Source organism: Streptomyces griseomycini, assembly GCF_014203535.1.
Classification (GTDB): Bacteria; Actinomycetota; Actinomycetes; order Streptomycetales; family Streptomycetaceae; genus Streptomyces; species Streptomyces griseomycini.
Window position 1 is genome coordinate 104,454 of the sequence record NZ_JACHJI010000005.1, and the last position, 26,388, is coordinate 130,841.

The following is a 26,388-nucleotide window of genomic DNA, read 5'->3' on the forward strand; positions in this document are numbered from 1 at the left end:
AAAGGACACATGCCGGAGCGTGAGACACCCGTCGGGACCGTGGACGACGTCGAGGCGGTCACCCGCGCGGTCCTGACCGCCTCGCGCCTGCTGGTGGCCGTCTCGGCGCGGTCGCTGGCCGCCGTCGAGGACCGGGTGACGCTGCCGCAGTTCCGGATGCTGGTGGTGCTCTCCACCCGCGGCGCGACCAAGCTGGTCGCACTCGCCGACCTGCTCCGGGTCGCCCCGTCCACCGCGATGCGCATGGTCGACCGGCTGATCGCGGCCGGGTTCGCCGACCGGCAGACCAACCCCGCCAACCGCCGGGAGACGCTGCTGCGCCTCACCGACGAGGGCCGGCGCATCGTCGAGGACGTCACCGCGCGGCGCCGCGCCGAGATCGCCGCGATCGTCGAGCGGCTGGCGCCGCGCCAGCGGGAGGCGCTGGTCAAGGCGCTCACCGCCTTCAACGAGGCCGGCGGCGAACCGACCGCCGCCGAACCCGGCGGCACGCAGGTGCACCCCCTCGGGTGGGCGGTGGACGGTGCCGGGGCGCGCGACACGTGAGGGCGACGACCGGGGCACCGGAGAGCTTCGGACGTCCCCCGCAGGGCCCGGGCCACCGCACTCCGCGAACGGCCCCGCACACCGGCCCGTCCCCTCGCCCGCGGGCCGGCCGCACGTGGCGGAGCAGGGCGCCGGCACGCTGACGCTGTGCTCGTCCGCGGCTTCCCGGGGCCCGGTGCCCCCGGCGCCGCCGACCGCCCCGGCCGTCCCTGTCCGTCGGAGGCGGCCCGTACGCGTCCACCGCGTGGAGGGCCGACGCGATCGGGGCGTTCCCCGCAGGCTCCCCGGACCGACGGGGCGTCACCTCCTCGACGGCCGCGGCCACCGGCTCCGGCGGGAGGACGACCCGCGGAGACCGGCCGCGTCCTGCCGGACCGGCCCGCGGACCTGCCCGGACCGGCGTGCTAGGTTCCCCTCCGGAGGACGGCCGCGGGCGGCCGGCGCGGTCGGGCACACGGGACGGTGACACCGGATGACGGCAGACGGCAGCGAGGTCCGGGGCACGCCGGGCGGCGACGTCCCGCTCCCCCGGATCCTGTGCGACACGGCTTCGCTGGCGGCCCTCGGCGACGCGCCCGCCGGCGCCCTGTGGCGGCTCGCCGAGTCCGGCCGGCAACTCGACGCCAACGTCGTCCGCGTCCCGCCCGGACAGCGGGTCGACACCCACCGCGAGCCCGACCTCGACGTCCTCCTGCTCGTGCTCGCCGGCGACGGCACCCTGACCGCCCCCGACGGCACCCACCCCCTCCCCGCCGGCGCCCTGACCTGGCTCCCGCACGGTTCCACCCGCGCCCTCACGGCCGGCCCCGAGGGCCTGACCTACCTCACCGTCCACCGCCGCCGCCCCGGCATGCGGATCCAGCGCCGGGACCCGGCCCCGGGCGCCGGGGCCTGACGCGGTCCCGGGGTCACCGCGTGACGCCGCCGTCGGTGCCGTCGGTGCCGAGCGAGTCGAGCAGCGCGAGGGTCCGCTCCAGGTGCGAGGGGTGGACCTCGATGTCCCGGTAGACGTCGAGGGCCTGTCGCAGTGCCCGTCCCGCGGCGTCCCGGTCGCCCAGGGCCCGGTGGGCCTGACCGAGGTGCACCAGGGCCTCCGCCTCGTTGAAGCGGTGGCCCAGCGCACGGTGGAGTTCCAGGCCCCGCCGGTGGCAGGCGAGGGCTCGCGCGTGCTCCCCTAGCTGCTGGTAGGCGCAGCCGAGCGTGTCCAGCGTGTCGGCCTGCCCGCGCAGGTCACCGAGTTCTCCCTGGATGGCCATGGCCCGCTCGCAGTGGGCCACGGCCGTTCGGTGGTCGCCCTGCTGGGCGTGGTCCCAGGCCACGGCGTTCAGGGCGCGGGCCAGCCCGGCTCGGTGGCCCAGCCGTGTGAACAGGAGTAATGCCTGCTGGTCGTGGTGCAGCGCCGCCGACCGGTCGCCCGTGTGCTCGTGGAGCCATCCGAGAGCCAGGTGGGTGTGGGCCTCGGACCGTTCCTGACCGCTGTCCTCGGCCAGGGACAGCGCCCGGGTCAGCAGGCGGTGCGCCGTTTCGTGGTCGCCCGCTTCGATGCGCTCCCAGGCGAGCGCGCGGTGGGACTCGGCCTGGGCGTCCGCGTCACCGAGCCGGACCGCGGCCTCCAGCGCCGCGGTGTGCACGGCCGCGACGTCGCTCCACCGTCCGCTTCGGGTCAGGAAGGTCGTCAGGGCCCAGGCCAGTCGCCAGGTGTGGGACGCGTGGCCGTGGCGCGCGGCCTGGTGCACGGCGGCGACGAGCGCCGGGCGCTCCCGGGTGAACCAGGCCATGGCCTGGTCATGGGTCGTGAGCTCCTCCGGTCGTACGCCGTGCACGGCGGGCGGCAGACGGACGGGGTCCCGGTGCGGGTGCAGGACGCGGTCGGCCGACCAGGCGGTGTGCAGGTAGTGGTCGAGGACCCGGAGGCGGGCCGCCCGGCCTTCCGCACCGTCCACGGACCCGGCCACTTCGAGGGCGTACGTGTGCAGCAGGTCGTGGCAGCCGAACCGGCCGGGAGCGTGCTCCTGGAGAAGGTGGGCGGCCCGGAGCCGGTTCAGCGCCCGGTGCGCCTCCGCCCGGGGAAGGCCCGTGAGGCTGAGGGCCGCCGGCCGGGCGATGTCGGGGCCGGGTGCCTGCACGAGCTGGCGGAACACCCGGGCGGTGTCCGGATCGAGGGCGCGGTAGGAGGAGGCGAGGACGGTACGCACGTCGGTGGCGCTCTCGCCGGTGTCCAGCGCGTCGAGGCGGGTGCTGCTCTCGCGCAGTTCCTCGGTCAGGTCGGTCAGGGTGCACACCGGGTTGGTGGTGATCCGCGCGGCCACGACGCTCAGGGCGAGGGGGAGCCCGGCGCACCGGCCCACCAGGGTGGTGACGGCGTCGGGTTCCGCGGCGACCCGTTCGGCACCCAGCCGGCCGGTCAGGAGCTCGCGCGCCGTGGCGGAGTCGAACCCGTCGACCGTCAGGTGGGCGACCTGGTGCGACGCCGTCAGTCCGGTGAGCTGGGCGCGGCTGCTGATCAGGACGGTGCAGGCGGGCGTGCCCGGCAGCAGCGGCAGGACCTGCTCGCCGTCACGGGCGTTGTCCAGGACGACGAGCATGCGCCGGTCCGCCAGGAGGCTGCGGTACAGGGCCGCCTGGGCGTCGGGGGCGGCCGGTGTCCGCCCGGGCGCGACGCCGAGGGCCTCGAGGAAACCGCGGATCACCACGAAGGGGTCCACCGGGTCCCCGGAGGGCGTGAAACCGCGGAGGTCGGCGAAGAGCTGCCCGTCGGGGAACTGCTGCTGCCTGCTGTGTGCCCAGCGCAGCGCGAGCCAGGTCTTGCCGACCCCGCCGGCACCGCAGATCACCGACACGGGCATGGCGGTGCGCGGTTCGGTCTGGGGAGCGAGCAGCTTGTCCAGGACGGCGAGTTCCGCGTCACGGCCGACGAAGAACGCGGGCGGAGCGGGCAGCTGGCGGGGCACCGACCGCGTCGCCGCGCCCGCGGCAGGGCGCCGCGGGGAGGCCTCGGGAGGGGACAGTGCCGGGTCGTTGGCGAGGATCTGCCGGTGCAGACCGCGCAGGCGCGGCCCCGGGTCGGTGCCCAGCTCGCGCGCCAGCCGCCGCCGGATGTCCTCGTAGCAGGCGAGGGCGTCGGCGGTGCGACCGGTGCGGTACAGGGCGAGCATGAGCTGACCGGCCAGGCGCTCGTCCAGCGGGTGTTCGCGGGCGCGCACGGTGAGCTCGGGCAGCAGTTCACCGTGGTGACCGGTGCGCGACCGGATGTCGATGTGGTCCAGTTCGGCCGAGAACCGCTCGCGCTCCAGGGCCCGGCGCAGATCGGAGAACCACGGGACGTCCACGGTGGCGAAGGGCTCGCCCCGCCACAGCCCGAGCGCCTGCCGCATCAGGGCCGCCGCCCGGGTGTCGTCGGCCTCCCGGGCACGCACGACCAGGTCCCGGAACAGGTGGAGGTCCACGGACAGCGGGTCCGCTTCCAGCACGTAGCCCCCGGGATGCCGCGAGATGGCCACCCCCGGTGCCGTCCGCAGAGCCCGGCGCAGTCGGGACAGGTACCCGTAGAGCGTTTCCCTGACCCGCTGCGGCGCCCGCTCGCCCCACACCCGGTCGATGAGCGCCTCCACCGGAACCGCACGGTTGACGTCCACGAGCAGAGCGGCCAGCACACACCGTTGCCGCATGTGGCCCACGTTCACCGGAAGTCCCTCGACGCGCGCCTCGATCGTGCCGAGCAGACCGAACTCCACCACCATCCGTCCCCCTCCGTCCCGTTCACGTTAGTCACCCGGCAACCGCCCCCACCAGGCGATTCAAGGCCGTCCCAAGGTTCGTCCCCGGCCAGGGGCACAAGGTGGGACCGACCAGAGGGCAGCAGGACCGGACCCCCGACGCGTCCGGTCCCGCCGGTGCCCGGGGCACCCACGGAGGGCAGGGGAGCGTGATGCGACGTATCGGCCGGGCAGTGGGAGCCGCCGTGTTCCTCGTGTGCTGTGCCGGGGGATGCAGCACCGAGCCGGGGGCGGGGAACGCGGAGCCGGGGGCGGGGAGTTCGCGACACTCCCCGGCTCCGCTGCCGCCGACGGAACCGGGGATCGGCCTCCCGCTGGACGCCTACGAGACCTCCCCCGAGGAGCAGGGCCGGTCCGACCGGGCGCAGGCGGCGCTGGAGCGCGCCTGTCTGGCCCGCTTCGGACTCCGCTGGGAGGGACCGGGCAGGACGGCTCTGGAGACCGGCCGGCGAATGGCCCTGTCGCGGCAGGCGGCACGCCTCGGGGTGGTGGATCCGGAACACGCCGAACGGCACGGGTACCACCCACCGCCCTGGAGCACGTACGACCCTCGGGTGGCGGCGCTGCTGGACCAGCACCGGGACATCCCTCCCGCCGTGCGGAAGGTGCTCCACGGCCTGGTCACGGAGGCCGGCGGCCGGCCCGTTCCCCGGAACGGGTGCCGCGGGGAAGCGGCCCGGCGACTCGTGCGGGGCGCCCCCTCGGCGGACCGGAACCTTCCCGGCCGTCTGGCGGAACAGGCGGCCGCCGCGAGCCTCCGGGACCCCCGGCTGTCGGCGGTCCTGCGCGACTGGCGCTCCTGCATGGCCGGCGCCGGCCGCCGTTACGACTCGCCGCAGGCCGCCGCGCACGATCCCCGCTGGAAGCGGGACCGGGACCCCACCGAGGAGGAGATCGCGGTGGCCGTGGCGGACGTCCGGTGCCAGGGGAAGGTCCGCTACCTGCCCACGCTCGTGGACGTGACGGCCGGGCACCAGCGCGAGCTGATCAGCCGTCACGCCACCGGACTCGGCCGACTGAAGCGCCTGAAGGACGTACGGGCGGAGAACGTCGCCGAAGCGCTCGCCGCGCAGCCGTCCGCCCCCGGGCCCTCGCAGGAGGGCGGCCGGGACGGAACGGGATGAGGGCGAGCCGGAAGTCAGCACGATCCGCAACCGGAGAGAGGAACTGGACATGCGACGCACGATCACCGCGGTGCTGGGCACCCTGGCCGTCAGCGCGGCATCCGTCGGCCTGTGGGCGGTGCCGGCCAGCGCGAGCGACGTCTACCAGGGGAGCGACTGGGCGACCCACGCCTACGACGGGACGTGGTTCGACTACTGCGACGGCGAGGACGACAACCACTCGGTGTGGGGCGGTTACTACACCACCTCCTCCAGCGCCTACCAGACCTCCAGCCCGGTCAACGGGTACTGCGGCACCGAGTTCGTCGACGGGGTGCTGACCAACCTGAGGATGGTCGAGGACAACCCCGCCAGCAGCACCAACTACTACGGCGCCTGGCACGGCTACCCGGTCGCCGGCTCGTAACCGCCGGGGATCACGGGGATACGGGGGATCACGGGGGATACGGGGGATCGCTCCGGCGACCGGCCTCCACGAGGCCGGCCGCCGGAGCGGCCACAAAGTGATAACAGCGGACAACTCCTGAACGCTTCATGGGGTCTAGAGCTCCATGAAGATCTCTTTCCTGATCCACAACGCCTATGGGATCGGAGGCACGATCACCACCACGTTCAACCTGGCCGGTGCCCTGACGGAGCGTCACGACGTGGAGGTCGTCTCCGTGTTGCGGCACCGGGAGCACCCCAACCTCACGCCGCACCCCGACGTGAGGCTGCGCGCACTGGTGGACCTGCGCCGGGAGAAGGACCATCCGCTGCACCGGAGACCGGCCAGGGTGTTCCCCTCCGCCGAGTACCGCCACCACCAGTACAGCGAACTGACGGACCAGCGGATCGCCGAGTACCTGGAGGGCACGGACGCCGACGTGGTCATCGGCACCCGCCCGGGCCTCAACGTGCACCTCGCGCTCCAGGCCCCGCAGCGCGTCGTGCGCGTCGGCCAGGAACACCTCACCCTCGACAACCATTCGCCCGCGCTGCGCACCGCGCTGCGCCGCGCCTACCGCCGGCTCGACGTGCTCACCACCGTCACCGAGGCGGACGCCGGCGCCTACCGGCGCAAGATGCGGCTGCCCGGCGTACGGGTGGAGGCACTTCCGAACAGCGTCCCCGACCCCGTCCTGCCCGCCGCGGACGGCAGCGCCAAGATCGTGATCGCGGCCGGCCGGCTGGTCCCGGTGAAGCGGTACGACCTGATCGTCGAGGCGTTCTCCCAGGTCGTGGCCGAGTACCCCGACTGGCAGCTGCGCATCTACGGCAAGGGCGAGGAGCAGGACCGGCTGCGCGCGCAGATCGAGACGCTCGGCCTGTGGAACAACGTCTTCCTCATGGGCTCGGCCAGCCCCATGGAAGCCGAGTGGGTCAAGGGATCGATCGGCGCGACCGCGTCCGACTTCGAGCCGTTCGGCATGACCATCGTCGAGGCGATGCGCTGCGGGCTGCCCGTCGTGAGCACCGACTGTCCCTACGGACCGGGCGAGATCATCAAGGACGGCGAGGACGGCCGGCTGGTCCCGGTCGGGGACAGCCGGGCCTTCGGCGCGGCGCTCCTGGAGCTGATACGCGACGACGAGCGCCGCCGCCGCATGGGCACAGCCGCCGTCGAGCACGCACGCCGGTTCGCCCCCGGACCGGTCGTGGCGCAGGCGGAGCGCCTGTTCGAGGAGGCGGTGGCGGCCAGAAACAGCGGACGGCGCGGCGGACCCGGCCGGGCCGGTACGTCCCACGCCCTGATCAGCCGGGGCCACGCCGCCCGTGACCTCGCCCACGCCGCCGCCTCCGGAGCGCTGCGCACCGTACGGAAGGGACGCCGATGAGCACCGCACCCACCACGGAAGTCCGCACCGACTGCTCCGCCGACACCGACGGCCGGATCACCTTCCGCCTGCGGCTGCCGTCGGCCGACCGCCCCCGGCTGCTGCTGGTGCTGCGGCCGAAGAAGGGCCGGCCCGAGGAGCAGTCGTACACCCTCGACCTCGAAACCTGCGGCGAGCACGGCCACGTCCGCGCCGTGCTGGAACCCCGGCCCGCGCTCGCGGAGGGCCGCTGGGACGCGTATCTGCTGCGCGCACCGGACGCCGCCCGTGAGCGGCTGCGCCCCGGTCTGCGGGACCTGCGCCCGCTCGTCGACGGGGGCACGCGCGCGTGGACGTCCCCGGTGACCGTCAGGGTGCCGTACGCCACCAAGGACGGTTTCCTCGCCCTCCGGGCCTGGCGGCGCACCGCCCACGTGGAGGCCGGCCCCGTCGACATCGCGGACGGGGCGATGACGGTGCGCGCGCGCCTCCACGGCGCGGAACTCGCCGAGGACGCCGCCGTGCGGCTGCGGCTGCGCGGCGGCGGGGGGACGGAACGCTCGTACCGGCCGCACCCGGCGGGGGGAGGGGCCTTCTCCTTCACGGTCGACTGCGGGGAACTGGCGGCGGCGGCCGCCGGTTCCCGGGTCTGGGACGCCTTCCTCCGGCCCGCGGCCGACGCGCCGCCGGTCAGGATCGGCCGCCTGTTCGACGACGTGGCGGACCGCAAGGGGGTGTACGTGTATCCGCGGGTCACCGTCGGCGGGGCCGCCGTACGGCCCTACTACACCGTCGACAACGACCTCGCCGTGGAGGTGACCGCGGCCGGCTGACGGCGGGGAGCGGGCCCGACGGGCCGGCGGTGACGGTTTCCGCGCCCGGACGATCGTTATGATGCCCGTATCGTTCAAACGAACATCAGGCGCGGGGAGGCCTCATGCGGGAACCGGTCGAGGTGCGGAGGCAGCGGATCCTGGCCGCGATCGAGGCCCGCGGGGCCGCGCGGGTGAGCGACCTCGCCGCCGAGCTGCAGGTGTCGGCGGTGACGGTGCGGCGGGACGTCGAGGAACTGGCCCGCGAGGGCAGGCTGCGGCGCGGGCACGGCGTCGTCCGTTCCGCGCTCGCCGCGCAGGAGCTCCCCGCGGCGACGCCACCGGAGGGGGACACGGTGGCCGTCGTCGTCCCGGAGCGGCACTCCTACCTGTACGAGGCCCTGCACGGCGCCCGCGCGGTGCTCGAGGCGGCCGGCAGGCGCATCGCGCTGCACATCGCCCCGCAGGTGGCCGGGGCCGAGCGGCCGCTGGTGGAGCGGGCCCTCGCGGACGGCGCCGCGGGCCTGCTGCTGGCCCCGCGCTGGCGCACCCGCGCCGACGAGGAGGGCGACTACGCCTGGCTCGCCGCGCTGGGCGTGCCGGCGGTGCTGATGGAGCGGCGGCCCCGGCCGGGCAGCGCGCTGCACGCGATGGACTCGGTCTGCACCGACCACGGCTACGGCGCCCATCTCGCCGTGGAGCACCTGGTGGGGCTCGGCCACCGGCGGATCGTGTTCGCCACGCGGGACGACAGCCCCACCGCGCGCACCCTGCGGTCCGCGTTCGCGGCGATCGCCGAGGCGCACCCGCTGGTGGAGGCCTGGGCGTGGACGCTGAGCGCTCCGGAGGCGGGCCGGGACGGACCCTACACGGCCGGGGAGACGGCGGAGCTGCCGGCGCTGCTGCGGGAGGTGGGGGCCACGGCGGCGGTGCTGCACGGCGACGTGGACGCGCTGATGCTGGTGCAGCAGCTGGCGGACGACGGGGTGCGGGTGCCGCACGACTGCTCGGTCGTGGCCTACGACGACGTGGTGGCCGGGCTCGGGACCACGCCCCTGACGGCCGTCGCCCCGCCCAAGGGGGACGTCGGCCGGGCGGCCGCCGAGCTGCTGCTCCAGCGGCTCGCCGCACCGCGCGGCGCCGCGGGCCCGGTGCGGCGGGTCGAACTGCTGCCGGCGCTGAGCGTGCGCGGGTCGACCCGGGCGCGGTCCGGCGCCGCCGCATCAGCAGGGTGAGCGTTTGAACGTTTCATTTTCTTCTGATCGATCTATTGACCGTTTGTCGGTCGGGCGTTGAGGATTCCCGTGTCCCGAACAGCCGTGTCCCAGACACGCAGGAGCCGCGGGAGGCACCATGCCCGGTCGACACCCCCGTCGATCCGTGCTCGCCGCGATGGCCGCCGTGCCGCTGACAGGAGCCCTGGGCGCCTGTAGCGGGGGCACGGACACCCCGTCACGCAGCACGACACGAGCAGGCAAGGCCACACGCATCACCTTCTGGTCCGCCCTGCGCGGCAGCCAGGAGGTGGTCGACGCCTTCAACCGCACGCACGACCGCATCCAGGTCGACTTCCAGCAGATCCCCTCCGGCGGCCAGGGCGGCTACGCCAAACTCAGCAACGCCGCCCGGGCCGGCAACGCCCCCGACGTCGCGACGATCGAGTACCCGCAGGTGCCGGGCTTCGCCATCGACGGCGTCGCCCGTGACATCACCGACCTCGTCAGCGACTCCCTGCGGACGAGGCTGCTGCCGCAGGCCTTCGGCCTGACCACCTTCCAGGGGCGCGTGTTCAGCGTCCCGCTCGACGTCGAGCCCATGGTCCTGCACTACCGCGCCGACCTCTTCGAGCGGTACGGGCTCGAAGTCCCCGGCACCTGGGAGGAGTTCGCCGCCCTCGCACCCGTGGTGCGCCGCAAGGCGCCCGACCGGCGGATCGTGCTGTTCCCCACCGACGGGGCCACCCAGTTCGCCGCCTACTCCTGGCAAGCGGGCGCCCAGTGGTTCGACACCCGCGACGGTGCCTGGAACGTCTCCCTCGCCGACGCGCCCACCCGGCGCGTGGCGGCGTACTGGCAGGACCTCATCGACCGCGACGACGTCTTCATGAACGCCGTCGAGAGCAGGCAGTCCGACGCGCAGATCGGCGACGGACTGGTCCTCACCCGTCTCAGCGGCGCCTGGGACGCCGGCGCCCAGATGAACGCGCGCCCCGGACAGAAGAACCAGTGGCGCATCGCCCCGCTGCCGCAGTGGGACCCCGACCGCCCCGCCGTCGGCACGCACGGCGGCTCCACGTTCGCCGTCACCAAGGACAGCCGCCACCCCGAGGCCGCGATGGAGTTCATCGCCTGGCAGGTCTCCCACCCCGACGCCCTGCGCGCCCGCCTGTCCAGCGGCACCAGCAGCCAGTACCCGGCGGCCTCCGCCCTCGTCGCGGTCGGCCGGGACGCCTTCGACCGGTCGTACTACGGCGGCCAGGACATCTACACCCTCTTCCGGCAGGAGGCGGAGAAGATCCGCGACGGCTGGGTCTGGGGCCCGCGGATGACCGCCACCGGCAAGGTCATGCAGGACTCCTTCGCGCGCGTCAGCGCGGGCCGCGGCTCCCTCATCGACGCGGTGCGCACCGCCCAGGACGGCACCATGCCCGACCTGAAGGCCCTCGGACTGTCCACCACCCAGCACAGCACCTGAGCCGCCCGAAAGGCAGGTGACACCCCTCATGACCGCGACCACCGGGCAACCCGTGCGGGTCCCCGCACCGCGCGCCGCCGCCCCCGCCGACCGCGGCCGCAAGGCCGCCCGACGCCGCCGACTGGGCGCCTGCGGCGTGCTGATGGCGCCCTTCTTCCTCCTCCTGGTCACCGTCTTCCTGATCCCCGTCGGCACCGCCGCGTACCTCAGCTTCTTCAGCGACGACCAGCCCGGCCTCGGATTCGGCCCCGAGCGCACCGTCTTCGTCGGACTGCGCAGCTACGCCGCCGTGCTGACCGACCCCACCTTCCTCGGCGGCCTCGGCACCGTCGCCCTGTACTGCCTGATCTACATCCCGCTCATGGTCGTCGGCGCCCTCGCCCTCGCCCTGCTGCTGGACTCCGGAGCCGTCCGGCTGCGCGCCTGGGCCCAACTGGGGCTGTTCCTGCCGCACGCGGTGCCCGGCATCATCGCGGCCCTGATCTGGCTGTACCTCTACACGCCCGGCATCAGCCCGGTCATCGACCTGTTCTCCCGCGCCGACATCACCGTCGACTTCCTGGGCGTGCACACCGTCCTGCCGTCCATCGTGAACATCGCCCTGTGGAGCAACCTCGGCTACAACATGGTGGTCTTCTACGCCGCCCTGCAGGCCGTCCCCCGCGAGGTGATCGAGGCCGCCGTCGTCGACGGCGCCGGCCCGGTGCGCACCGCGCTCCGTGTCAAGGCCCCGCTGGTGCGGTCCTCCATCGTGATGGTCGCCATGTTCACCCTGATCTGGGCGCTGCAACTGTTCACCGAGCCGATGCTGCTCAGCCAGTCCTCACCGATGATCAACTCCCGGTTCTCGCCCAGCATGTACATCTACGACGCGGCCTTCACCCGCAACAACTACAGCCTGGCCGCGGCCGCCTCGGTCGTCCTGCTGCTGTGCACCATCGCCCTGTCCTACGGCGTCACCCGCTTCACCAGCCGCAGCGCCGCCGTCGAGGAGGCCCGATGAGCGCCACCGACAGCACCCTGCCGCGCCCCCGGCTGCTGGGCCGGGCCACCGTCAACGCCGTGGTCGGTCTGTCCGTCCTCTACACCCTGCTGCCCGTGCTGTGGCTGGTCCTCGCCGCTGCCAAGAACCGCGACGCGCTGTTCGGCAGCGACCTGCTGTCCCCGAGCGGCTTCTCCTTCTCCACCAACCTCGGCGACCTGTTCGCCATGGAGGGCGGCCAGTACGGACGCTGGTACGTCAACAGCCTGCTGTACGCCGTACTCGGCGCCGCCGTCGGCTCCCTGGTGAGCGTGGCCTGCGGCTACGCCTTCGACAAGTACCGCTTCCGGCACAAGGAGAAGCTGTTCGGGCTGGTGCTCGCCGCCGTCATGGTGCCGCAGACCGTCCTCGCCCTGCCGCTGTACCTGATGGCCTCCGAAGCCGGAGTCGTCAACACCTTCTGGGCCGTGTTCGTCCCCGTCCTGTTCAACCCGTTCGGCGTCTACCTCGGCCGCGTCTTCAGCCAGGGCTACGTGCCCGACGAGGTGCTGGAGGCCGCGCGCATCGACGGCGCGGGCGAGCTGACCGCCTACGTCAGGGTGGCCCTGCGCATGCTCGGCCCCGGTCTGGTCACCGTCTTCCTGTTCCAGCTCACCGCCATCTGGAACAACTTCTTCCTGCCCATGGTGATGCTCTCCGACCAGGACCTCTATCCGGTCAGCCTCGGCCTGTACGCGTGGAACAGCTCCGCGTCGGTCTCGCCGGAGTACTACCCCGTGGTCATCATGGGGTCACTGCTCGCCGTGCTGCCCCTCATCCTCGCCTTCACCCTGCTCCAGCGCTTCTGGCGCAGCGGTCTGACCGCCGGCGCCGTGAAGTAGCCCGTCCCTGCAAGGAGTTGCGTCACCTCATGACCGAGCCCACGCCCGGCCCAGGCTTCCGCCCCCGCGCCGCGCTGGCCATGTCCCCGGACGTCGCCCCGGCCGTCCTCGACGCCGAGTCCCTCGCGGCGCTGGCCGCGCTGTGCGACCTGGCGCCCCCGCCGGCGCTGGACGACCTGACCACGCCCCGCGCCCGCACCCTGCTCGCCGACGTCGACCTGCTGGTCACCGGCTGGGGCTGCCCGCCCCTGGACGCGGACGTGCTGCGGGCGGCGCCACGCCTGCGGGCCGTCGTGCACACCGCGGGCAGCGTCCGCGGCCACGTCACCGACGCCTGCTGGGAGCGCGGCATCGAGATCTCCTCCGCCGCCGCGGCCAACGCCGTACCGGTCGCCGAGTACACCCTCGCCATGATCCTGCTCACCGGCAAACAGGTCCTGGAGACCGCGTGCGAGTACCGGGCCTCCCGCACCCGGCCGGACTGGCTGCGCACACCCCGCTCGGTCGGCAACCACCGCCGCACCGTCGGCATCCTGTCGGCGTCCCTCATCGGCCGCCGGGTCGTCGACCTGCTGCGCCCGCACGACATCGACGTGCTGCTGCACGACCCGTACCTGGCGGAGCACGAGGCGCGCGAACTGGGCGTGGAACGGGTGGGGCTGGCCGAGCTGTTCCGGCGCTCCGACACCGTCAGCGTGCACACCCCGTTGCTGCCCGAGACCCGCGGACTGGTCGGCCGCGAGCTGATCGACTCCATGCGGCCCGGCGCCGTGCTGATCAACACGGCGCGCGGCGCGGTCGTCGACCAGGACGCGCTCACCGACGCCGCGCTGGCCGGCCGGATCCGCGCCGTGCTCGACGTGACCGATCCCGAACCCCTGCCCCCCGACCACCCGTTGTGGCGGTGCGAGCACGTCCTCCTCACCCCGCACCTGGCGGGCTCCCAGGGCAACGAATGGCGCCGCCTGGCCGATCTCGCGCTCGCCGAGATCGCCCGCTGGGCGTCCGGCGACGGCTTCCTCCACCCCGTACGACGCGAAAGGCTGGCCTTCCTCGCATGAGCATCCCGTTCGAACTGCCCGCCGAGAACCGTGACCTGAGCCCGCGCACCGGTTACACCCGCGCCCACTGGGAGGCCGTGGCGGACGGGCTCCTCACGGCGGCCTGGCGCTGGAGCACCCCGGGCCGCGCCCTGCTGGACCTGCCGGGGCGCCCCTCCCGTTCGGGCGTGCGCTCCGACGGCCTCGAGGGCTACGCCCGGACGTTCCTCGCCGCCGCCTTCCGCGTCGCCGGAGCGGGCGGGGACGACCCCCACGGCCTGCTGGAGCGCTACGCGCAGGGCCTCGCCGCCGGCACCCGCACCCCCGGCCGCGACGACACCGAGTCCTGGCCGCTGATCCTCGACCACGACGTGCAGGGCCAGCCGATGGTCGAGTCGGCGTCGGTCGCCCTCGGCCTGCGGCTGACCGCGCCCTGGCTGTGGAAGCAGCTCGACGCCGGCGTGCGGGACCGCGCGGAGGACTGGCTGCGGGGCGCGCTGCGGCACACGCCCGCGCCCAACAACTGGTACCTCTTCCCCTATACGGTCGCCGGGTTCCTGGAGTCCGTCGGCCGCGGCGACGCCGAGACGGCGGCGGCCCGCCGGCGCGCGCTGGAACTGCTGGAGGGCTGGTACCGGGGCGACGGCTGGTACGCCGACGGGGACGGCCGCGCCTTCGACCACTACAACGGCTGGGCGCTGCACCTGTACCCGGTGCTCGACGCCCACCTCTCCGGCGACGCGGACGCCCTGGCCCACCACGGGGCGCGGCTGCGCACCCACCTGGAGGGCCTCTCCCTGATGTCCGGCGCCGACGGGGCACCGCTGCACTTCGGCCGGTCGCTGACGTACCGCTTCGCCGCCTCGGCGGCCGTCGCACTGGGCGCGGTGACCGGCCACACCCCGCTGACGCCGGGCGCCTCGCGCCGCATCGCGAGCGGCGGCCTGCGGTACTTCCTGGACCGGGGCGCGCTGACCGCCGACGGACTGCTGGGTCCGGGCTGGCACGGCCCGCACGAGGCCACCCTGCAGAGCTATTCGGGCCCCGCGTCGCCGTACTGGGCGTCGAAGGCGTTCGTCGCCCTGCTCGCCCCCGCCGACGACGCCCTGTGGACGGCCCGTGAGGAGGCCGCCCCGGTGGAGGAGGCCGACCGCGTGCTGGCGCTGCCCGCGCCGGGGCTGCTCGTCCAGGCCACGCGGGCCGACGGGATCGTGCGGCTCCACAACCACGGCAGCGACCACGTGCGCCCGCACGAGGGGGAGACGGCGGCCGGGGACGACCCGCACTACGGACGCCAGGCCTACTCCACCCGCACCGGCCCCACGGCACCGGGGAACGTCCCGGACAACCACCTGTCGGTGGAGACCGGCGGCCGGCGCAGTGCGCGCCGCCGGATCCACCCCCTGGGCGCCGGACACGGTGACGGCTGGGGCTGGGCGGCCTCCTGGCACCGACCGGTCTTCGCCGAGGGCCCGCCGATGGTCCCCGGCCTGCGGGTGGAGAGCGTCACGGTGGCGCACGGCCGGTACGAGCTGCGGGTGCACCGGGTCACGGGAGCGCCGGAAGGGGCCCGTCTCACCCACACCGGCTGGGCCACCGGTCCGGAGGAGCCCCTCACCTCCGCCCTGTACGGACTGCACGGCTGGGACGACCCCGTCCCGGAACTCCTGCGCGCCCCCCAGGGCACGGCCTGGACCCGCTGGGCCCGCGTCCCGCGCCTCACCGGACGCTGCGCCGGCACCTCCGTGCACGTGAGCCTGGCGTCCCTCACCGCGGACACCGACGCCGTGCCCCTGCGGGCGGCGGTCGGGGAGGTCCGGGTGCGCGAGGGGACGGTCGAGGTCGCCTGGGTCGGCACGGGAGCCCGCACCCGGATCGCCTTCGAGCCGGTGGAGGTGCGGCACGGGGAGCGGTGAGCGCGGGACGGGGAGGGTGCGTTCCGGGCGGGGCCGACGGATCCCTCCCGCGCGGCCTCGTGGTGAGGCCGTGTCAGGGCCGGGCGCCCTCCTCGTCCTCCGGGGACTGCTCGGCGCCGTCGGCCGCGGTGTAGAAGACCGACGTGCCCTGCTTGGTGCGCTGGGCCCGGTTGCGGGCGACGAGACCCTCGAGCGTGCTGCGGACGACCGTCGTCCGGACGGGGCGCTCGGGGTGGGCCTCGCCGAGGGCCGCGGTGATCTCCGCCGCCGAACGGGGCTCGGTCTGCTCGGCCAGGTGCCGCCGGACGAGTTCGACCAACTTCGGCCCGTCACTCTTGGGCCCGTCGGTCTTGGGCCCGTCCGCCCCGGTCCGGTCCGCCCCGGCCCCGGACGACGCGCGCACCGACTTCCCGGACGCGGCGCGGGGGGACGCCGCCGAGGCCTTCTTCCCGCGCTTCGGCCTGCCCGCCCCGGACGCGGCGCGGCTCCTCCGCCGCGGAGCCGGTACGGTCGCGCCGTCGGACACCGCGCCGTCCCCGGGCGCGGCGACGGGTTCCGCGGGCGCCGGTGCGATGCCCAGCGCCTGCTGCATGTTCACCAGGACGGCGTGGTCGCGCTGAAGCACGGTCAACTGCTCCTGCAACGCGGCGATCTCCGCGGCGACGCGTTCCTGTTCCTTGACGTTGCGTTCCAGGTCGCCCGCCACCTGGGCGGTGTACTGCGAGGTGAGGTCCGTGGCGGCGATCGTGTTCTCGGACATGGCGGTGCCCCTTCTCTCGGTTCCCCGGTGGCCAGCCATGGTACGGCCGCGCCGCCCCGCGAAGGGCCCGTACGCCACCCGGGGGACGGCCCGTCACACGGACGGGCGCCGTGGTTCGGTCTTCGGGACCCGGGCGGGGGCGCCCCCGGGAAGTCGAAGTCACGCTGAGGACATGGCCTCATCGATCGACTGCCCCTCCCGCGCGCGTCACCGCGCTCCGTCCCGGGGCGACCGGCAGACCGGCGTCCTCGTCCGGACGCGCGGCCGGCTGCCGCTGCCGGCCGTCCTCCTCGTCCTGCTGGCGGCCCTCACCGGATGCGGGGCGACCGCCGACGGCACGGCGCGCGACGCCCCGGCGGCCACCGTGCCGGTGGGCGGCCCACCCGGCGCCGAGGGCACCGCGCGGGGCGGGACCGGCGCCGTGGCGGAGACGACGGCGCCCGCCCGTCTCCCCGGCCTCGGCCCCCGCACGCTGGCGCAGATCCCCGGGGACACCGGCCAGGTCGTCGTCGTCACCGGCCCGGACAGGAACGCCAACCACTCCGAGGCCGTGCTGTACCGGCGCACCGCCTCCGGGTGGGAGGCGGACACGGCGTGGCCCGCGCGCAATGCCCTCAGGGGATGGACCGACGATCACCGCGCGGGCGACCTCCGCTCGCCCATCGGGGTGTTCACCCTCAGCGACGCCGGGGGACTGCTGCCCGATCCCGGCACCGAACTGCCGTACGACCAGTCGGAGGGCTTCAGCGTCGGCGGCACGGGCTTCGAGGGCGAGCCGCTGGCCGGGTCCTTCGACTACGTCATCGCCATCGACTACAACCGCGAGCCGGGCACCTCCCCGCTGGACGAGACCCGCCCGCTCGGCGCGGACAAGGGAGGCGGCATCTGGCTGCACGTCGACCACCAGGGCCCCACCCAGGGGTGCGTGAGCCTCGGCAAGCGGCACATGAGGGAACTCCTGCGCGCACTCGACCCCGACCGGCACCCGGTGATCGTCATGGGCGACGCCCACTCACTGCGCCGGTGACGCGACCGCGGCCGGGGCCCGTTCGGGCGGCGCTCACGGCCGTGCGCCGGTCCGCACGCCGAGGTGCCCGCACCGTCACCGACGCCGGGTCCGGGGCCGTGTCCGCTCGCTCGGACCCGTTGCCGAAGGCCCTCGTCGGTTTCGCGCTCGCCGGAGCGGACGGGCCGGCGCCCCGGAAGGACGCACCGTCCTCCGGCAGGACCACCGCGTCGAGGGCGCGCCGCAGCAGGGGCATCCCGTGGACGCCGGCACGGTGCCGCACCCGGGAGCGGCGGGCACGGCCGTGCCCCGTGGCACCCTCGCCGGCTCGGGGAGCGGCCGGGGCGGCCGACTCGTCCGTCATCACTCACCAGCACCTCCGGCCCCTCGGCCACGACGGTCAGGGCGCCACCGGGCCGTGCGGCGGGCCGCGGCGCCCGTGCGTTCACCCGTCGTCGTCCCGCTGCCGTCCGTCGTCGTCCCGCTGCCGCCCGTCCTCGTCCCGCGGGGCCCGGTTGGACGCGGTGTCCCCGGCCGTCAGGTGCTCCAGCACCTCGACCAGTTCCTGGCAGGCGCGTTCCACGGAGCGTCTGGTGTTGCGCTGTTCGGTGATCACCGCGGACAGCAGCAGGGCGGTCAGGGCCATCGTCCCGTTGAAGGCCTGGAGCTTGACCATGACCCCCACGGAGGAGAGCCGATCGAACGACCCGACGTGGTCGGTCGCAGCGAGGGTGGCCATGACGGAGGCGAACAGGGCGCACAGCATGCTGCCGGCGAGCTGGAACCGCAGGGCCGCCCAGATCAGCAGCGGGTAGACGAGGAACAGCAGGCTGAGGGGGCCGTGTGTGGCCAGTGGCACGGAACAGCCCGCGACGACCGCCAGGACCACCGCCTCCACCGACCGGGACCAGCGCATCGCGGGGCGCGCGCGGTGGACCAGGAGCAGCAACGGGGTGACGATCAGTACGCCCATGGCGTCCCCCACCCACCAGGCCAGCCACACCGTCCAGAAGTCGTGTCCCGGCAGATCGCTGGTGGCCACGAGGAGACCGGCGCCGACCGAGGAGCTGATCAGCATGGCGCCCAGGGCGCAGAGGAACACCAGGGCGAGACCGTCCCGCAAGCGTGCGAGGTCGCTGCGGAATCCCACCCTGCGCAACAGGAGGTACCCGCACACGGGTGCGGCGGTGCTGCCCGCGAGGACACCCAGCGAGGACCACCGCAGCGAGGTGAGCGTCATGAGGACGGACAGGGCGCCGAGTGCGATCCCCACCCAGCAGCGCAGCCCGAAGAACAGCAGGGAGGCGACCGCCACTCCCGTGGGCGGCCAGATGGGACTGACCACCGCACCCTCGACGATCAGGTTCCGCAGCAGCCCCAGCCGTCCGGCCGCGTGGTAGCAGACGGCGACCGCCAGCGTCTCGAGCATGAGGACGACCGGTGCACGCGGATCCTGGCTAGCCACCACACCAGCCATCAGACACCGGGGCCCGCACGTCGGCGAGGCGAGGAGCGCGGACCTGCGGCCCTATGGCTGAGTGACCGGCCGGTCGTGCCCGATCACCAGAACGGCCGCGTCGTCGTCGTGCCCCACCCGCTCCGCACCCTTGATCACGGCGGCGGCGAGCGCGTTCGCGTTCATTCCCGCGACCGCCGCGATGCCGGCGAGCCGTACCACCTGGTCCAGTCCCTCGTCGAGCGGCATGGAGGGGCCCTCCACGACACCGTCGGTGAGCATGACGAACACACCGCCCGTGTCGAGCCGGTACCGGGTGACGGGGTAGGACACACCCGGCAGGATGCCGAGGGGAGGGCCCCCTTCGTCCTCCGTGATCCCGGACCGGCCGTCCGCGGTGGCCCACACGCACGGCAGGTGCCCGGCCCGTGCGCTCTCCAGCACCCGGTTGGACGGGTCGAGCCGTATGAAGGTGCAGGTGGCGAACAGGTCCGAGCTCAGGGACAGCAGCAGGTCGTTGGTCCGGGAGAGGAGCTCGCCCGGGTCGCTGTCGACGGAGGCGAGCGCCCGCAGCCCGACCCGCACCTGTCCCATGAAGGCGGCCGCCTCGATGTTGTGTCCCTGCACGTCGCCGATGGACAGACCGATGCGGCCGTCGGGCATCGTGAACGCGTCGTACCAGTCGCCGCCGACGTTGAGGCCCCGGTACGCGGGCGCGTACCGCACGGCCAGCCGCACCCCGTCGCCGGTCGGCAGTCCCCTGGGCAGCATGCCCCGTTGCAGGGCGATGGCCAGCTCGACCCGGGAGCGTTGCACCTCCGCCTGCGCGCGCGCCTGCGCCGTCAGCGTCCGGAGCCTGGCCAGCAGCTCGTCGCCGTCGTCCGTGGAACCGGTACGGGACATGGATCACTCACCCGGGCGAGGAGACCCGCGCGGAAGTCGCCCTCGGAACAAAACGCCCATATATATGCAAAGGGATGATAGCCGTAAGTGATGAGACCGGGCCAGTCATCACTCGCGACCGTCGAACACGCCTAGGCTGTGCGCATGGAGCAGCGCGAGATCATGCAGCGGGGCGTCGGCATCCTCACCGAGGCCCTCGAGATGCGGCGGCGGCTGAGGGAGGACCCGGACGCCGACGTGACCAGGAACGGGGCGGTCGCCGCGCTCCTGGAGGAGATGCTGCCGCACATCCAGCTGCCGGCCGACGCGAGCGCCCGTGAGGTGGCGGGCATCGTCACCGAGAAGCTGGGCCCCGCCATCGTGCAGATCGCCTCCGCCCTGACCTTCGCCTTCGTGCAGCTCGCCGAGGTCCACGACGAGGGCCGCACCGACGTGTCGTCCGCCGACGTCCTGCGCTCCATCTCCCTGCACTACGAGACGGGCACGGAGCGGTAGTCCCGGTGCTCCGGGCGGGGCCGTCCCGCCGTTCGTCTGCCGTGGACGGGTGCGGGCCGGGGAGTGCCCGGGCGGTTCACCCGCGTCCCCGTGACCCCGTGCCGCACTCGGGTGAACCCCGAGCCGCGGCGCACGGGGACGGAACCGGTCGCGGCCGGAATCCGGGAGGCGGAGGCGCCGGGCGCGGATGACGCCCGCGCTCTTGACGCCGTACGCGCCAGTAGCGATTCTCTGCCCATATCTTGCACCGGCCATGACAACTCCGTCGCCGGAGGGACGTGCGCAATGACCACGGATCACGGACGGCGCCGCGTCGCCGTCGTATCGCTGCTCCTCCTCGTGCTGGCCGCGGCCTTCGGTCCCACGCCCAGTTCCGCGGCCGACGGCGACTGGTGGGAGCCGGCCGCGCGGCCCGCACCGGACTCCCGGATCGGCGTCACCGGCGAGCCGTTCAAGGGCACGGACGCCGACGGCGAGGTGCGCGGGTTCGTCGACGCGCACAACCACGTCATGTCCAACGAGGCCTTCGGCGGCCGGCTCATCTGCGGCAAGCCGTTCTCGGAGAAGGGCATCGCCGACGCGCTCGAGGACTGCCCCGAGCACTACCCCGACGGATCGCTGGCGATCTTCGACTTCATCACCAACGGCGGTGACGGCAGGCACGATCCGGTCGGCTGGCCCACGTTCGCGGACTGGCCCGCGCACGACTCCCTGACCCACCAGCAGAACTACTACGCCTGGATCGAGCGCGCCTGGCGCGGCGGACAGCGCGTACTGGTGAACGACCTCGTCACCAACGGCGTGATCTGCTCCGTGTACTTCTTCAAGGACCGCGGCTGCGACGAGATGACGTCCATCCGGCTGCAGGCGAGGCTGACGTACGACATGCAGGCCTACATCGACGGGATGTACGGCGGCCCGGGCAAGGGCTGGTTCCGGATCGTCACCGACAGCGCGCAGGCCCGGGACGTCGTCGAGCAGGGCAAGCTCGCGGTCGTCCTCGGGGTCGAGACCTCGGAGCCGTTCGGGTGCAAGCAGATCCTGGACGTCCCGCAGTGCGACAAGGCCGACATCGACGCCGGCCTGGACGAGTTGTACGCGCTGGGCGTGCGCAGCATGTTCCTGTGCCACAAGTTCGACAACGCGCTGTGCGGGGTCCGCTTCGACGAGGGCGCGCTCGGCACCGCGATCAACGTCGGGCAGTTCCTGTCGACCGGCACCTTCTGGAGGACGGAGCGGTGCACCGGCCCCCAGCACGACAACCCCGTCGGCCTGGCCGCCGCGCCGGAGGCCGAGAGGAGGCTCCCGGCGGGCGTGGAGGTCCCGTCGTACGACGAGGACGCCCGGTGCAACGTCCGCGGGCTCACCGAACTCGGCGAGTACGTCGTGCGCGGCATGATGGAACGCAACATGATGCTCGAGATCGACCACATGAGCGTCAAGGCCACCGGCCGGGTGCTGGACATCTTCGAGGCCGCGTCGTACCCCGGTGTCCTCTCCTCGCACAGCTGGATGGACCTGGACTGGACCGAGCGGGTCTACGGCCTCGGCGGGTTCGTCGCCCAGTACATGCACGGCTCGGAGGGCTTCATCGCCGAGGCGGAGCGCACCGAGGCACTGCGCGACGAGTACGGAGTGGGCTACGGCTACGGCACGGACATGAACGGCGTCGGCGGCTGGCCGGCCCCGCGCGGCGCGGACGCCCCGAACCCCGTCACGTACCCCTTCCGCAGTGTCGACGGCGGGTCCGTCCTCGACCGGCAGACCACCGGCGAACGCACCTGGGACCTGAACACCGACGGCGCCGCGCACTACGGCCTCGTCCCCGACTGGATCGAGGACATCCGGCGCGTGGGCGGGCAGGAGGTGGTGGACGACCTCTTCCGGGGTGCCGAGTCCTACCTCGACACCTGGGGGGCCTCCGAGCGGCACCGGGCAGGCGTGAACCTCGCCGAGGGCGCTGCGGCCACGGCCAGTTCGACGGAGTGGAACCCGTTCACCGGCTACGCGCCCGGCAGGGCCGTGGACGGCGACCGGGGCACCCGCTGGGCCAGCGACTGGAGCGACGACCAGTGGCTCCGCGTCGACCTCGGCGCCACCCACCGGGTCGGGCGGGTCACCCTGGACTGGGAGCGCGCGTACGGGACGTCGTACCGCATCGAGCTGTCCGTCGACGGCACGGGCTGGCGCACCGTCTGGTCCACCACCGCCGGCGACGGCGGCCTGGACACGGCCGTGTTCACCCCCTCACCGGCCCGCCACCTCCGCGTCCGGTTCCTGGACCGGGGTACCGAATGGGGCTACTCGCTCCACGAGGTCGGCGTCCACGGACGGTGACCGGGCGCTCGACCGTCCTGTGCCGACTCCCCGTCCAGGAGCGCGCGCACCGCGTCCAGGGCCCCGGTCCGGTCGGCGGGGACGAGCCCGATGCGGGTGCGGCGGTCGAGGACGTCCTCCTCGTCGAGCGCCCCCTCGTGGCGCAGGGCCCAGAGCAGTTCGGCGCCGGTGACCGGATACCCGGGCAGCACCGGCTCGTCGAGGCGGGGATCGCCCGCGCCGAGCGCCCGGACGGCCGGGGCCTCGGTGCCGTAGAGCCGCACGAGCCGACGCGGTGCGGGCAGACCGGCGAGGACGTGCGGCGCTGCGGCGCCCACCAGGGGCAGGGACGTGGTGGGGGACGGCCCGGCCGTCAGCCCGCGGACGCGGACGGCGGTGTCGACGGCGTCCTCGGCCATGCGCCGGTACGTGGTGAGCTTGCCGCCGACGACGGTGATGACGCCCTCGGACGAGGTGAGCACCGCGTGCCGGCGTGAGAGGTCGGCGGTCCTCGGAGCCGCGTCCGGGTTCCCCGCCGTGGTGTCGAGCAGGGGGCGCAGACCGGCGAAGGCACCGACCACGTCGGCACGGTGGACCGGGACGTGCAGGACGGAGCAGAGGACGTCGAGGAGGAACCCGATGTCCGTCTCCGGTGCCTGGGGCACGTCGGGGACGTCGCCGTCCACGGGTTCGTCGGTGAGGCCGACGTAGACCCGGCCGTCGTCCTGGGGGAGGACGAGGACGAAGCGGTTGCTCTCCCCGGGGACCGGGATGTGCAGGCCCGCGGTCAGGGGGCCGAGGCTCTCGGGACGCAGGACGAGATGGGTGCCGCGGGAGGGCCGTATCCGGACGCCGTCGACGAGGGCGCCCGCCCAGACACCGGACGCGTTGATCACCGCGCGGGCGCGGATCTCGCCCTCCTCGCCGGTGAGTTCGTCACGGACCCGGGCCCCCGTCGAGGTCAGCTCCAGGGCTCTGACCCGGGTGAGGATCCGCGCTCCGCGCGCGGCGGCCGTCCGGGCGAGGGCGGTCACCAGGCGGGCGTCGTCGGTGAGCCGGCCGTCCCAGGACAGCAGACCGCCGCGCAGTCCGTCGCACCGCAGGGCGGGGGCGAGGTGGCGGGTCTCGACCGTGGAGAGCCGGCGCGGCGGGGGCAGGGTGGCCCGGGCCGTGCGGGCGGCGAGCCGCAGCGTGTCGCCGGCCCGGAGGCCGGCCCGCGCCAGGGCGGCCTGGCCGCGGGAGACCAGCGGGGTGAGGGGCAGCACGAACGGCTGTGCCTGTACGAGGTGGGGGGCGGTGCGCTCCATCAGCACCCCGCGTTCGACCGCGCTCTCGTGGGCGACGTCGAGCCGCCCGGAGGCGAGATAGCGCAGCCCGCCGTGGATGAGCTTGCTGCTGAAGCGGGAGGTGCCGAAGGCCAGGTCGTGGGCGTCGACGGCGACCACGCTGAGCCCGCGGGCGGCGGCGTCCAGCGCGGCCCCCGCGCCGGTGGCGCCGAGGCCGACGACCAGCACGTCGACGACGGGACCGCCCACGGAGTCGGTCAGTTCACGCGCGCGCCGGGCGGCGGACAGGGAGGAGGCGGATGCGGGGGCGCCGGGGGGGTTCATGGCGTGAGGGTCCTCTCCAGGATGCCGCGCAGTTCGCCGAGGAAGGCCTCGGTGGCGAGTTCGGGGTCGTCCTCGTCGGTCATGGTGCGCAGGGACAGGGTGAAGGACTGCACGACCAGCAGCACGGACCGGGCCTGCCGCTCCGGGTGGGCGGCGCGCACCGAGCCGTCGGCGTGCCCCTCGCGCAGGGAGCCGGCCAGCAGCTCCAGCAGGGCCTCCTGGCTCGCCCCCCGACGGTCCAGCACATAGGGCAGGAGCAGTTCGGGGTCCACGTCGAGGATCTTCCGGAAGAGCGGATGGGCGCCGAAGGCGCGCACCGCCGCCACCAGCCCTTCGGTGAGCACCTCACGCGTGGGCACCCCCGGTCCGCGCTCGGGGATCGCCCCGGTGGCGACCGCGATCCACTCCCGGGTCATCAGGTCGCCGACCAGCGACCGCACATCGGGCCACCGCCGGTACAGCGTCATCCGGGAGACCCCGGCACGGCGGGCCACGTCGGTGAGCGTGGTGCGGCGGACCCCCACGGCCAGGACGCAGTCCCGCACCGCGTCGAGCACCGCGTCGTTGTCCGAACCGCCGGAAGCGTTGTGACGAATAGGCGTCATGTGTAACAGTGTAACGCCATGTGAGGCCGTCCGGCGACGGCATCGCTCATCCCGACCTGTGAGGACGACAGTCATGGACATGCTGTGGAGCGGCTGGGGCGACCCGGCCAAGGCGACGCCGCTGCCCGACACGGTGATCGGGCTGTTGCGCGATCTGCTCGGCGTGAAGCCGCGCGAGGCCGGGCCCGTCGCCCTCGAGGACATGGCCGTCCCCGGGAGCCCCCTGGCACCGGACGCGCGCCGCGCCCTGATCGCGGCCCTGGGCGACGAGGCCCATGTGCGCACGGACGCGGAGACCCGCGTCCGGCACACGCGCGGCAAGTCCACCCCCGACCTGCTGCGCATCCGCGAGGGCGACGTCGCCGCGATCCCCGCGGCCGTCCTCCTGCCCTCGGACCACGACGAGGTGCTCGCCGTCCTGCGGGTGTGCGCCGAACACGGCCTGCCGCTGGTGCCGTTCGGCGGCGGCACCTCCGTGGTCGGAGGCCTCGCCCCCGAACCGCGCGGCGCCTTCCTCGCCCTTGACCTCCGGCGCATGGACGGCCTGCTCGACCTCGACCCCGTCTCCCGCACCGCCACCCTGCAGCCCGGCCTCCGCGCCCCGCAGGCCGAGGCGCTGCTCGCCGCACACGGCTTCACCCTCGGCCACTTCCCCCAGTCCTACGAGTGGGCCACCATCGGAGGCTTCGCCGCCACCCGCTCCAGCGGCCAGGCGTCCGCCGGCTACGGCCGGTTCGACGAGATGGTGCTCTCCCTCACCCTCGCCACCCCCGAGGGCACCCTCGACACCGGCCGCGCCCCCCGCTCGGCGGCCGGACCCGACCTGCGTCAGCTCGTCCTCGGATCGGAGGGCGCGTTCGGCGTCATCACCTCCGTGACCGTCCGCGTCCGTCCCGTCCCGCAGACCGCCGTCTACGAAGGCTGGCACTTCCCCTCGTTCGAGCAGGGGGCCGCCGCGCTGCGCCGGATCGCCCAGGACGGACCGCGGCCCACCGTGCTGCGCCTGTCCGACGAGACCGAGACCCTGGTCGGCCTGGCGAACCCGCAGGCCATCGGCTCCGACGCACGGCAGGCCGCCGGCTGCACGGCCGTCGCCGGTTACGAGGGCACGGACGAGGACACGCGCTACCGCAGGGAGCGCGCCGCCGCCGTCCTGCGCGCGTGCGGCGGCACGCCCCTGGGCGAGGAGCCGGGCCGGCGCTGGGTGCACGGCCGCTACTCGGCCCCGTACCTGCGCGACGCGCTCCTCGACGCCGGGGCGTTCGCGGAGACGCTGGAGACGGCGACGTTCTGGTCCCGCGTCCCCGGGCTGTACGCCTCCGTCCGCGACGCGCTCACCGCGACGCTCACCGAGGCCGGCACCCCGCCGCTGGTCATGTGCCACATCTCCCACGTCTACGAGAACGGCGCCTCGCTGTACTTCACCGTGGTCTCGGCCCAGGGCGAGGACCCCGTGGCGCACTGGACCCGCGCCAAGCACGCCGCCAACGAGGCGATCCTCGCCGCCGGCGGCACGATCAGCCACCACCACGGGGTCGGCACCGACCACCGGGACTGGTACGTCCGCGAGGCGGGCCCGCTGGGCGTCGACGCCCTGCGCGCCGTGAAGCGGCGGCTGGACCCGGCGGGACTGCTCAACCCCGGCGTCCTCCTGCCCGCCGACTGATCCG

At 74.2% G+C, this 26,388-nt stretch carries 22 protein-coding genes; 16 read left to right on the top strand and 6 right to left on the bottom strand.

The genetic code is table 11. The annotated features are described in order from the left end of the window. Window positions 1-9: 9 nt before the first annotated feature. Window positions 10-546: a MarR family winged helix-turn-helix transcriptional regulator gene (locus tag FHS37_RS15135; RefSeq protein ID WP_184821340.1), complete on the top strand. Its 537-nt coding sequence runs from the start codon at window positions 10-12 to the stop codon at window positions 544-546. A 472-nt stretch (window positions 547-1,018) separates the two neighbouring features. Next, window positions 1,019-1,441, top strand: a complete 423-nt coding sequence (locus tag FHS37_RS15140; RefSeq protein ID WP_184821342.1) for a hypothetical protein — start codon at window positions 1,019-1,021, stop codon at window positions 1,439-1,441. Window positions 1,442-1,454: 13 nt separating this feature from the next. Here the strand turns inward: FHS37_RS15140 and FHS37_RS15145 are convergent, their stop codons facing one another. Next, window positions 1,455-4,286: an AfsR/SARP family transcriptional regulator gene (locus tag FHS37_RS15145; protein WP_184821344.1), complete on the bottom strand. Its 2,832-nt coding sequence runs from the start codon at window positions 4,284-4,286 to the stop codon at window positions 1,455-1,457. 188 nt (window positions 4,287-4,474) lie between these two features. On the opposite strand from FHS37_RS15145, the gene FHS37_RS15150 reads away from it, so the two are divergent. The 10 genes from FHS37_RS15150 (at window position 4,475) to FHS37_RS15195 (ending at window position 15,567) form a co-directional block, all read left to right on the top strand. After that, a complete protein-coding gene (locus FHS37_RS15150; protein WP_229889879.1) occupies window positions 4,475-5,446 on the top strand; it encodes a hypothetical protein in 972 nt (323 codons plus the stop codon). A 49-nt stretch (window positions 5,447-5,495) separates the two neighbouring features. Beyond that, on the top strand, window positions 5,496-5,852 hold the full coding sequence (locus FHS37_RS15155; protein WP_184821346.1) for a hypothetical protein: 357 nt from the start codon (window positions 5,496-5,498) through the stop codon (window positions 5,850-5,852). Window positions 5,853-5,997: 145 nt separating this feature from the next. Continuing rightward, entirely contained in the window at window positions 5,998-7,263 is a 1,266-nt protein-coding gene (locus FHS37_RS15160) for a glycosyltransferase family 4 protein (protein WP_184821348.1), read from the top strand. Continuing rightward, window positions 7,260-8,075, top strand: a complete 816-nt coding sequence (locus tag FHS37_RS15165) for a transferase (RefSeq protein WP_184821351.1) — start codon at window positions 7,260-7,262, stop codon at window positions 8,073-8,075. Before FHS37_RS15160 ends, FHS37_RS15165 begins: the two co-directional genes overlap by 4 nt. A gap of 104 nt (window positions 8,076-8,179) precedes the next feature. Further along, window positions 8,180-9,289 carry a substrate-binding domain-containing protein gene (locus FHS37_RS15170; protein WP_184821353.1) on the top strand — a complete coding sequence of 370 codons (1,110 nt, stop codon included), beginning with the start codon at window positions 8,180-8,182 and terminating at the stop codon, window positions 9,287-9,289. A gap of 118 nt (window positions 9,290-9,407) precedes the next feature. Next, window positions 9,408-10,748 carry an ABC transporter substrate-binding protein gene (locus tag FHS37_RS15175; protein ID WP_184821355.1) on the top strand — a complete coding sequence of 447 codons (1,341 nt, stop codon included), beginning with the start codon at window positions 9,408-9,410 and terminating at the stop codon, window positions 10,746-10,748. A gap of 28 nt (window positions 10,749-10,776) precedes the next feature. After that, window positions 10,777-11,751 (top strand): carbohydrate ABC transporter permease, encoded by a 975-nt coding sequence (locus FHS37_RS15180; protein WP_184821357.1) that lies wholly within the window; start codon window positions 10,777-10,779, stop codon window positions 11,749-11,751. Continuing rightward, window positions 11,748-12,611 carry a carbohydrate ABC transporter permease gene (locus FHS37_RS15185; RefSeq protein ID WP_184821359.1) on the top strand — a complete coding sequence of 288 codons (864 nt, stop codon included), beginning with the start codon at window positions 11,748-11,750 and terminating at the stop codon, window positions 12,609-12,611. The genes FHS37_RS15180 and FHS37_RS15185 overlap by 4 nt, the downstream gene beginning before the upstream one ends. Before the next feature lie 29 nt (window positions 12,612-12,640). After that, the gene (locus FHS37_RS15190) at window positions 12,641-13,672 is read left to right on the top strand and encodes a hydroxyacid dehydrogenase (protein WP_184821361.1); all 1,032 of its coding nucleotides are present in this window, start codon (window positions 12,641-12,643) and stop codon (window positions 13,670-13,672) included. Next, window positions 13,669-15,567, top strand: coding sequence for a DUF2264 domain-containing protein (locus tag FHS37_RS15195; protein WP_184821363.1), 1,899 nt, complete (start codon window positions 13,669-13,671; stop codon window positions 15,565-15,567). Before FHS37_RS15190 ends, FHS37_RS15195 begins: the two co-directional genes overlap by 4 nt. A 73-nt stretch (window positions 15,568-15,640) precedes the next feature. Here FHS37_RS15195 and FHS37_RS15200 read toward each other — a convergent pair whose 3' ends face one another. After that, window positions 15,641-16,327, bottom strand: a complete 687-nt coding sequence (locus FHS37_RS15200) for a hypothetical protein (protein ID WP_184821365.1) — start codon at window positions 16,325-16,327, stop codon at window positions 15,641-15,643. A gap of 172 nt (window positions 16,328-16,499) precedes the next feature. Here FHS37_RS15200 and FHS37_RS15205 point away from each other — a divergent pair, with 172 nt between their 5' ends. Continuing rightward, window positions 16,500-17,354 carry a hypothetical protein gene (locus FHS37_RS15205; RefSeq protein WP_229889877.1) on the top strand — a complete coding sequence of 285 codons (855 nt, stop codon included), beginning with the start codon at window positions 16,500-16,502 and terminating at the stop codon, window positions 17,352-17,354. Between the two features lie 424 nt (window positions 17,355-17,778). On the opposite strand, the gene FHS37_RS15210 is transcribed toward FHS37_RS15205, so the two are convergent. Further along, on the bottom strand, window positions 17,779-18,801 hold the full coding sequence (locus tag FHS37_RS15210) for an MASE1 domain-containing protein (RefSeq protein WP_375372303.1): 1,023 nt from the start codon (window positions 18,799-18,801) through the stop codon (window positions 17,779-17,781). Window positions 18,802-18,861: 60 nt separating this feature from the next. Further along, entirely contained in the window at window positions 18,862-19,692 is an 831-nt protein-coding gene (locus FHS37_RS15215) for a PP2C family protein-serine/threonine phosphatase (RefSeq protein WP_184821369.1), read from the bottom strand. A 144-nt stretch (window positions 19,693-19,836) separates the two neighbouring features. Here FHS37_RS15215 and FHS37_RS15220 point away from each other — a divergent pair, with 144 nt between their 5' ends. Further along, window positions 19,837-20,187, top strand: a complete 351-nt coding sequence (locus FHS37_RS15220; RefSeq protein ID WP_184821371.1) for a hypothetical protein — start codon at window positions 19,837-19,839, stop codon at window positions 20,185-20,187. Window positions 20,188-20,472: 285 nt separating this feature from the next. Further along, window positions 20,473-22,524 (top strand): discoidin domain-containing protein, encoded by a 2,052-nt coding sequence (locus FHS37_RS15225; protein ID WP_184821373.1) that lies wholly within the window; start codon window positions 20,473-20,475, stop codon window positions 22,522-22,524. On the opposite strand, the gene FHS37_RS15230 is transcribed toward FHS37_RS15225, so the two are convergent. Together FHS37_RS15230 and FHS37_RS15235 are read right to left on the bottom strand one after the other, a co-directional pair. Beyond that, window positions 22,488-24,113: a glycerol-3-phosphate dehydrogenase/oxidase gene (locus tag FHS37_RS15230; protein ID WP_184821376.1), complete on the bottom strand. Its 1,626-nt coding sequence runs from the start codon at window positions 24,111-24,113 to the stop codon at window positions 22,488-22,490. The two genes, FHS37_RS15225 and FHS37_RS15230, sit on opposite strands and share 37 nt — an antisense overlap. Next, window positions 24,110-24,718, bottom strand: coding sequence for a TetR/AcrR family transcriptional regulator (locus FHS37_RS15235; RefSeq protein WP_184821378.1), 609 nt, complete (start codon window positions 24,716-24,718; stop codon window positions 24,110-24,112). Before FHS37_RS15235 ends, FHS37_RS15230 begins: the two co-directional genes overlap by 4 nt. 73 nt (window positions 24,719-24,791) lie before the next feature. On the opposite strand from FHS37_RS15235, the gene FHS37_RS15240 reads away from it, so the two are divergent. Beyond that, a complete protein-coding gene (locus FHS37_RS15240; protein WP_184821380.1) occupies window positions 24,792-26,384 on the top strand; it encodes an FAD-binding oxidoreductase in 1,593 nt (530 codons plus the stop codon). Window positions 26,385-26,388 lie beyond the last annotated feature (4 nt).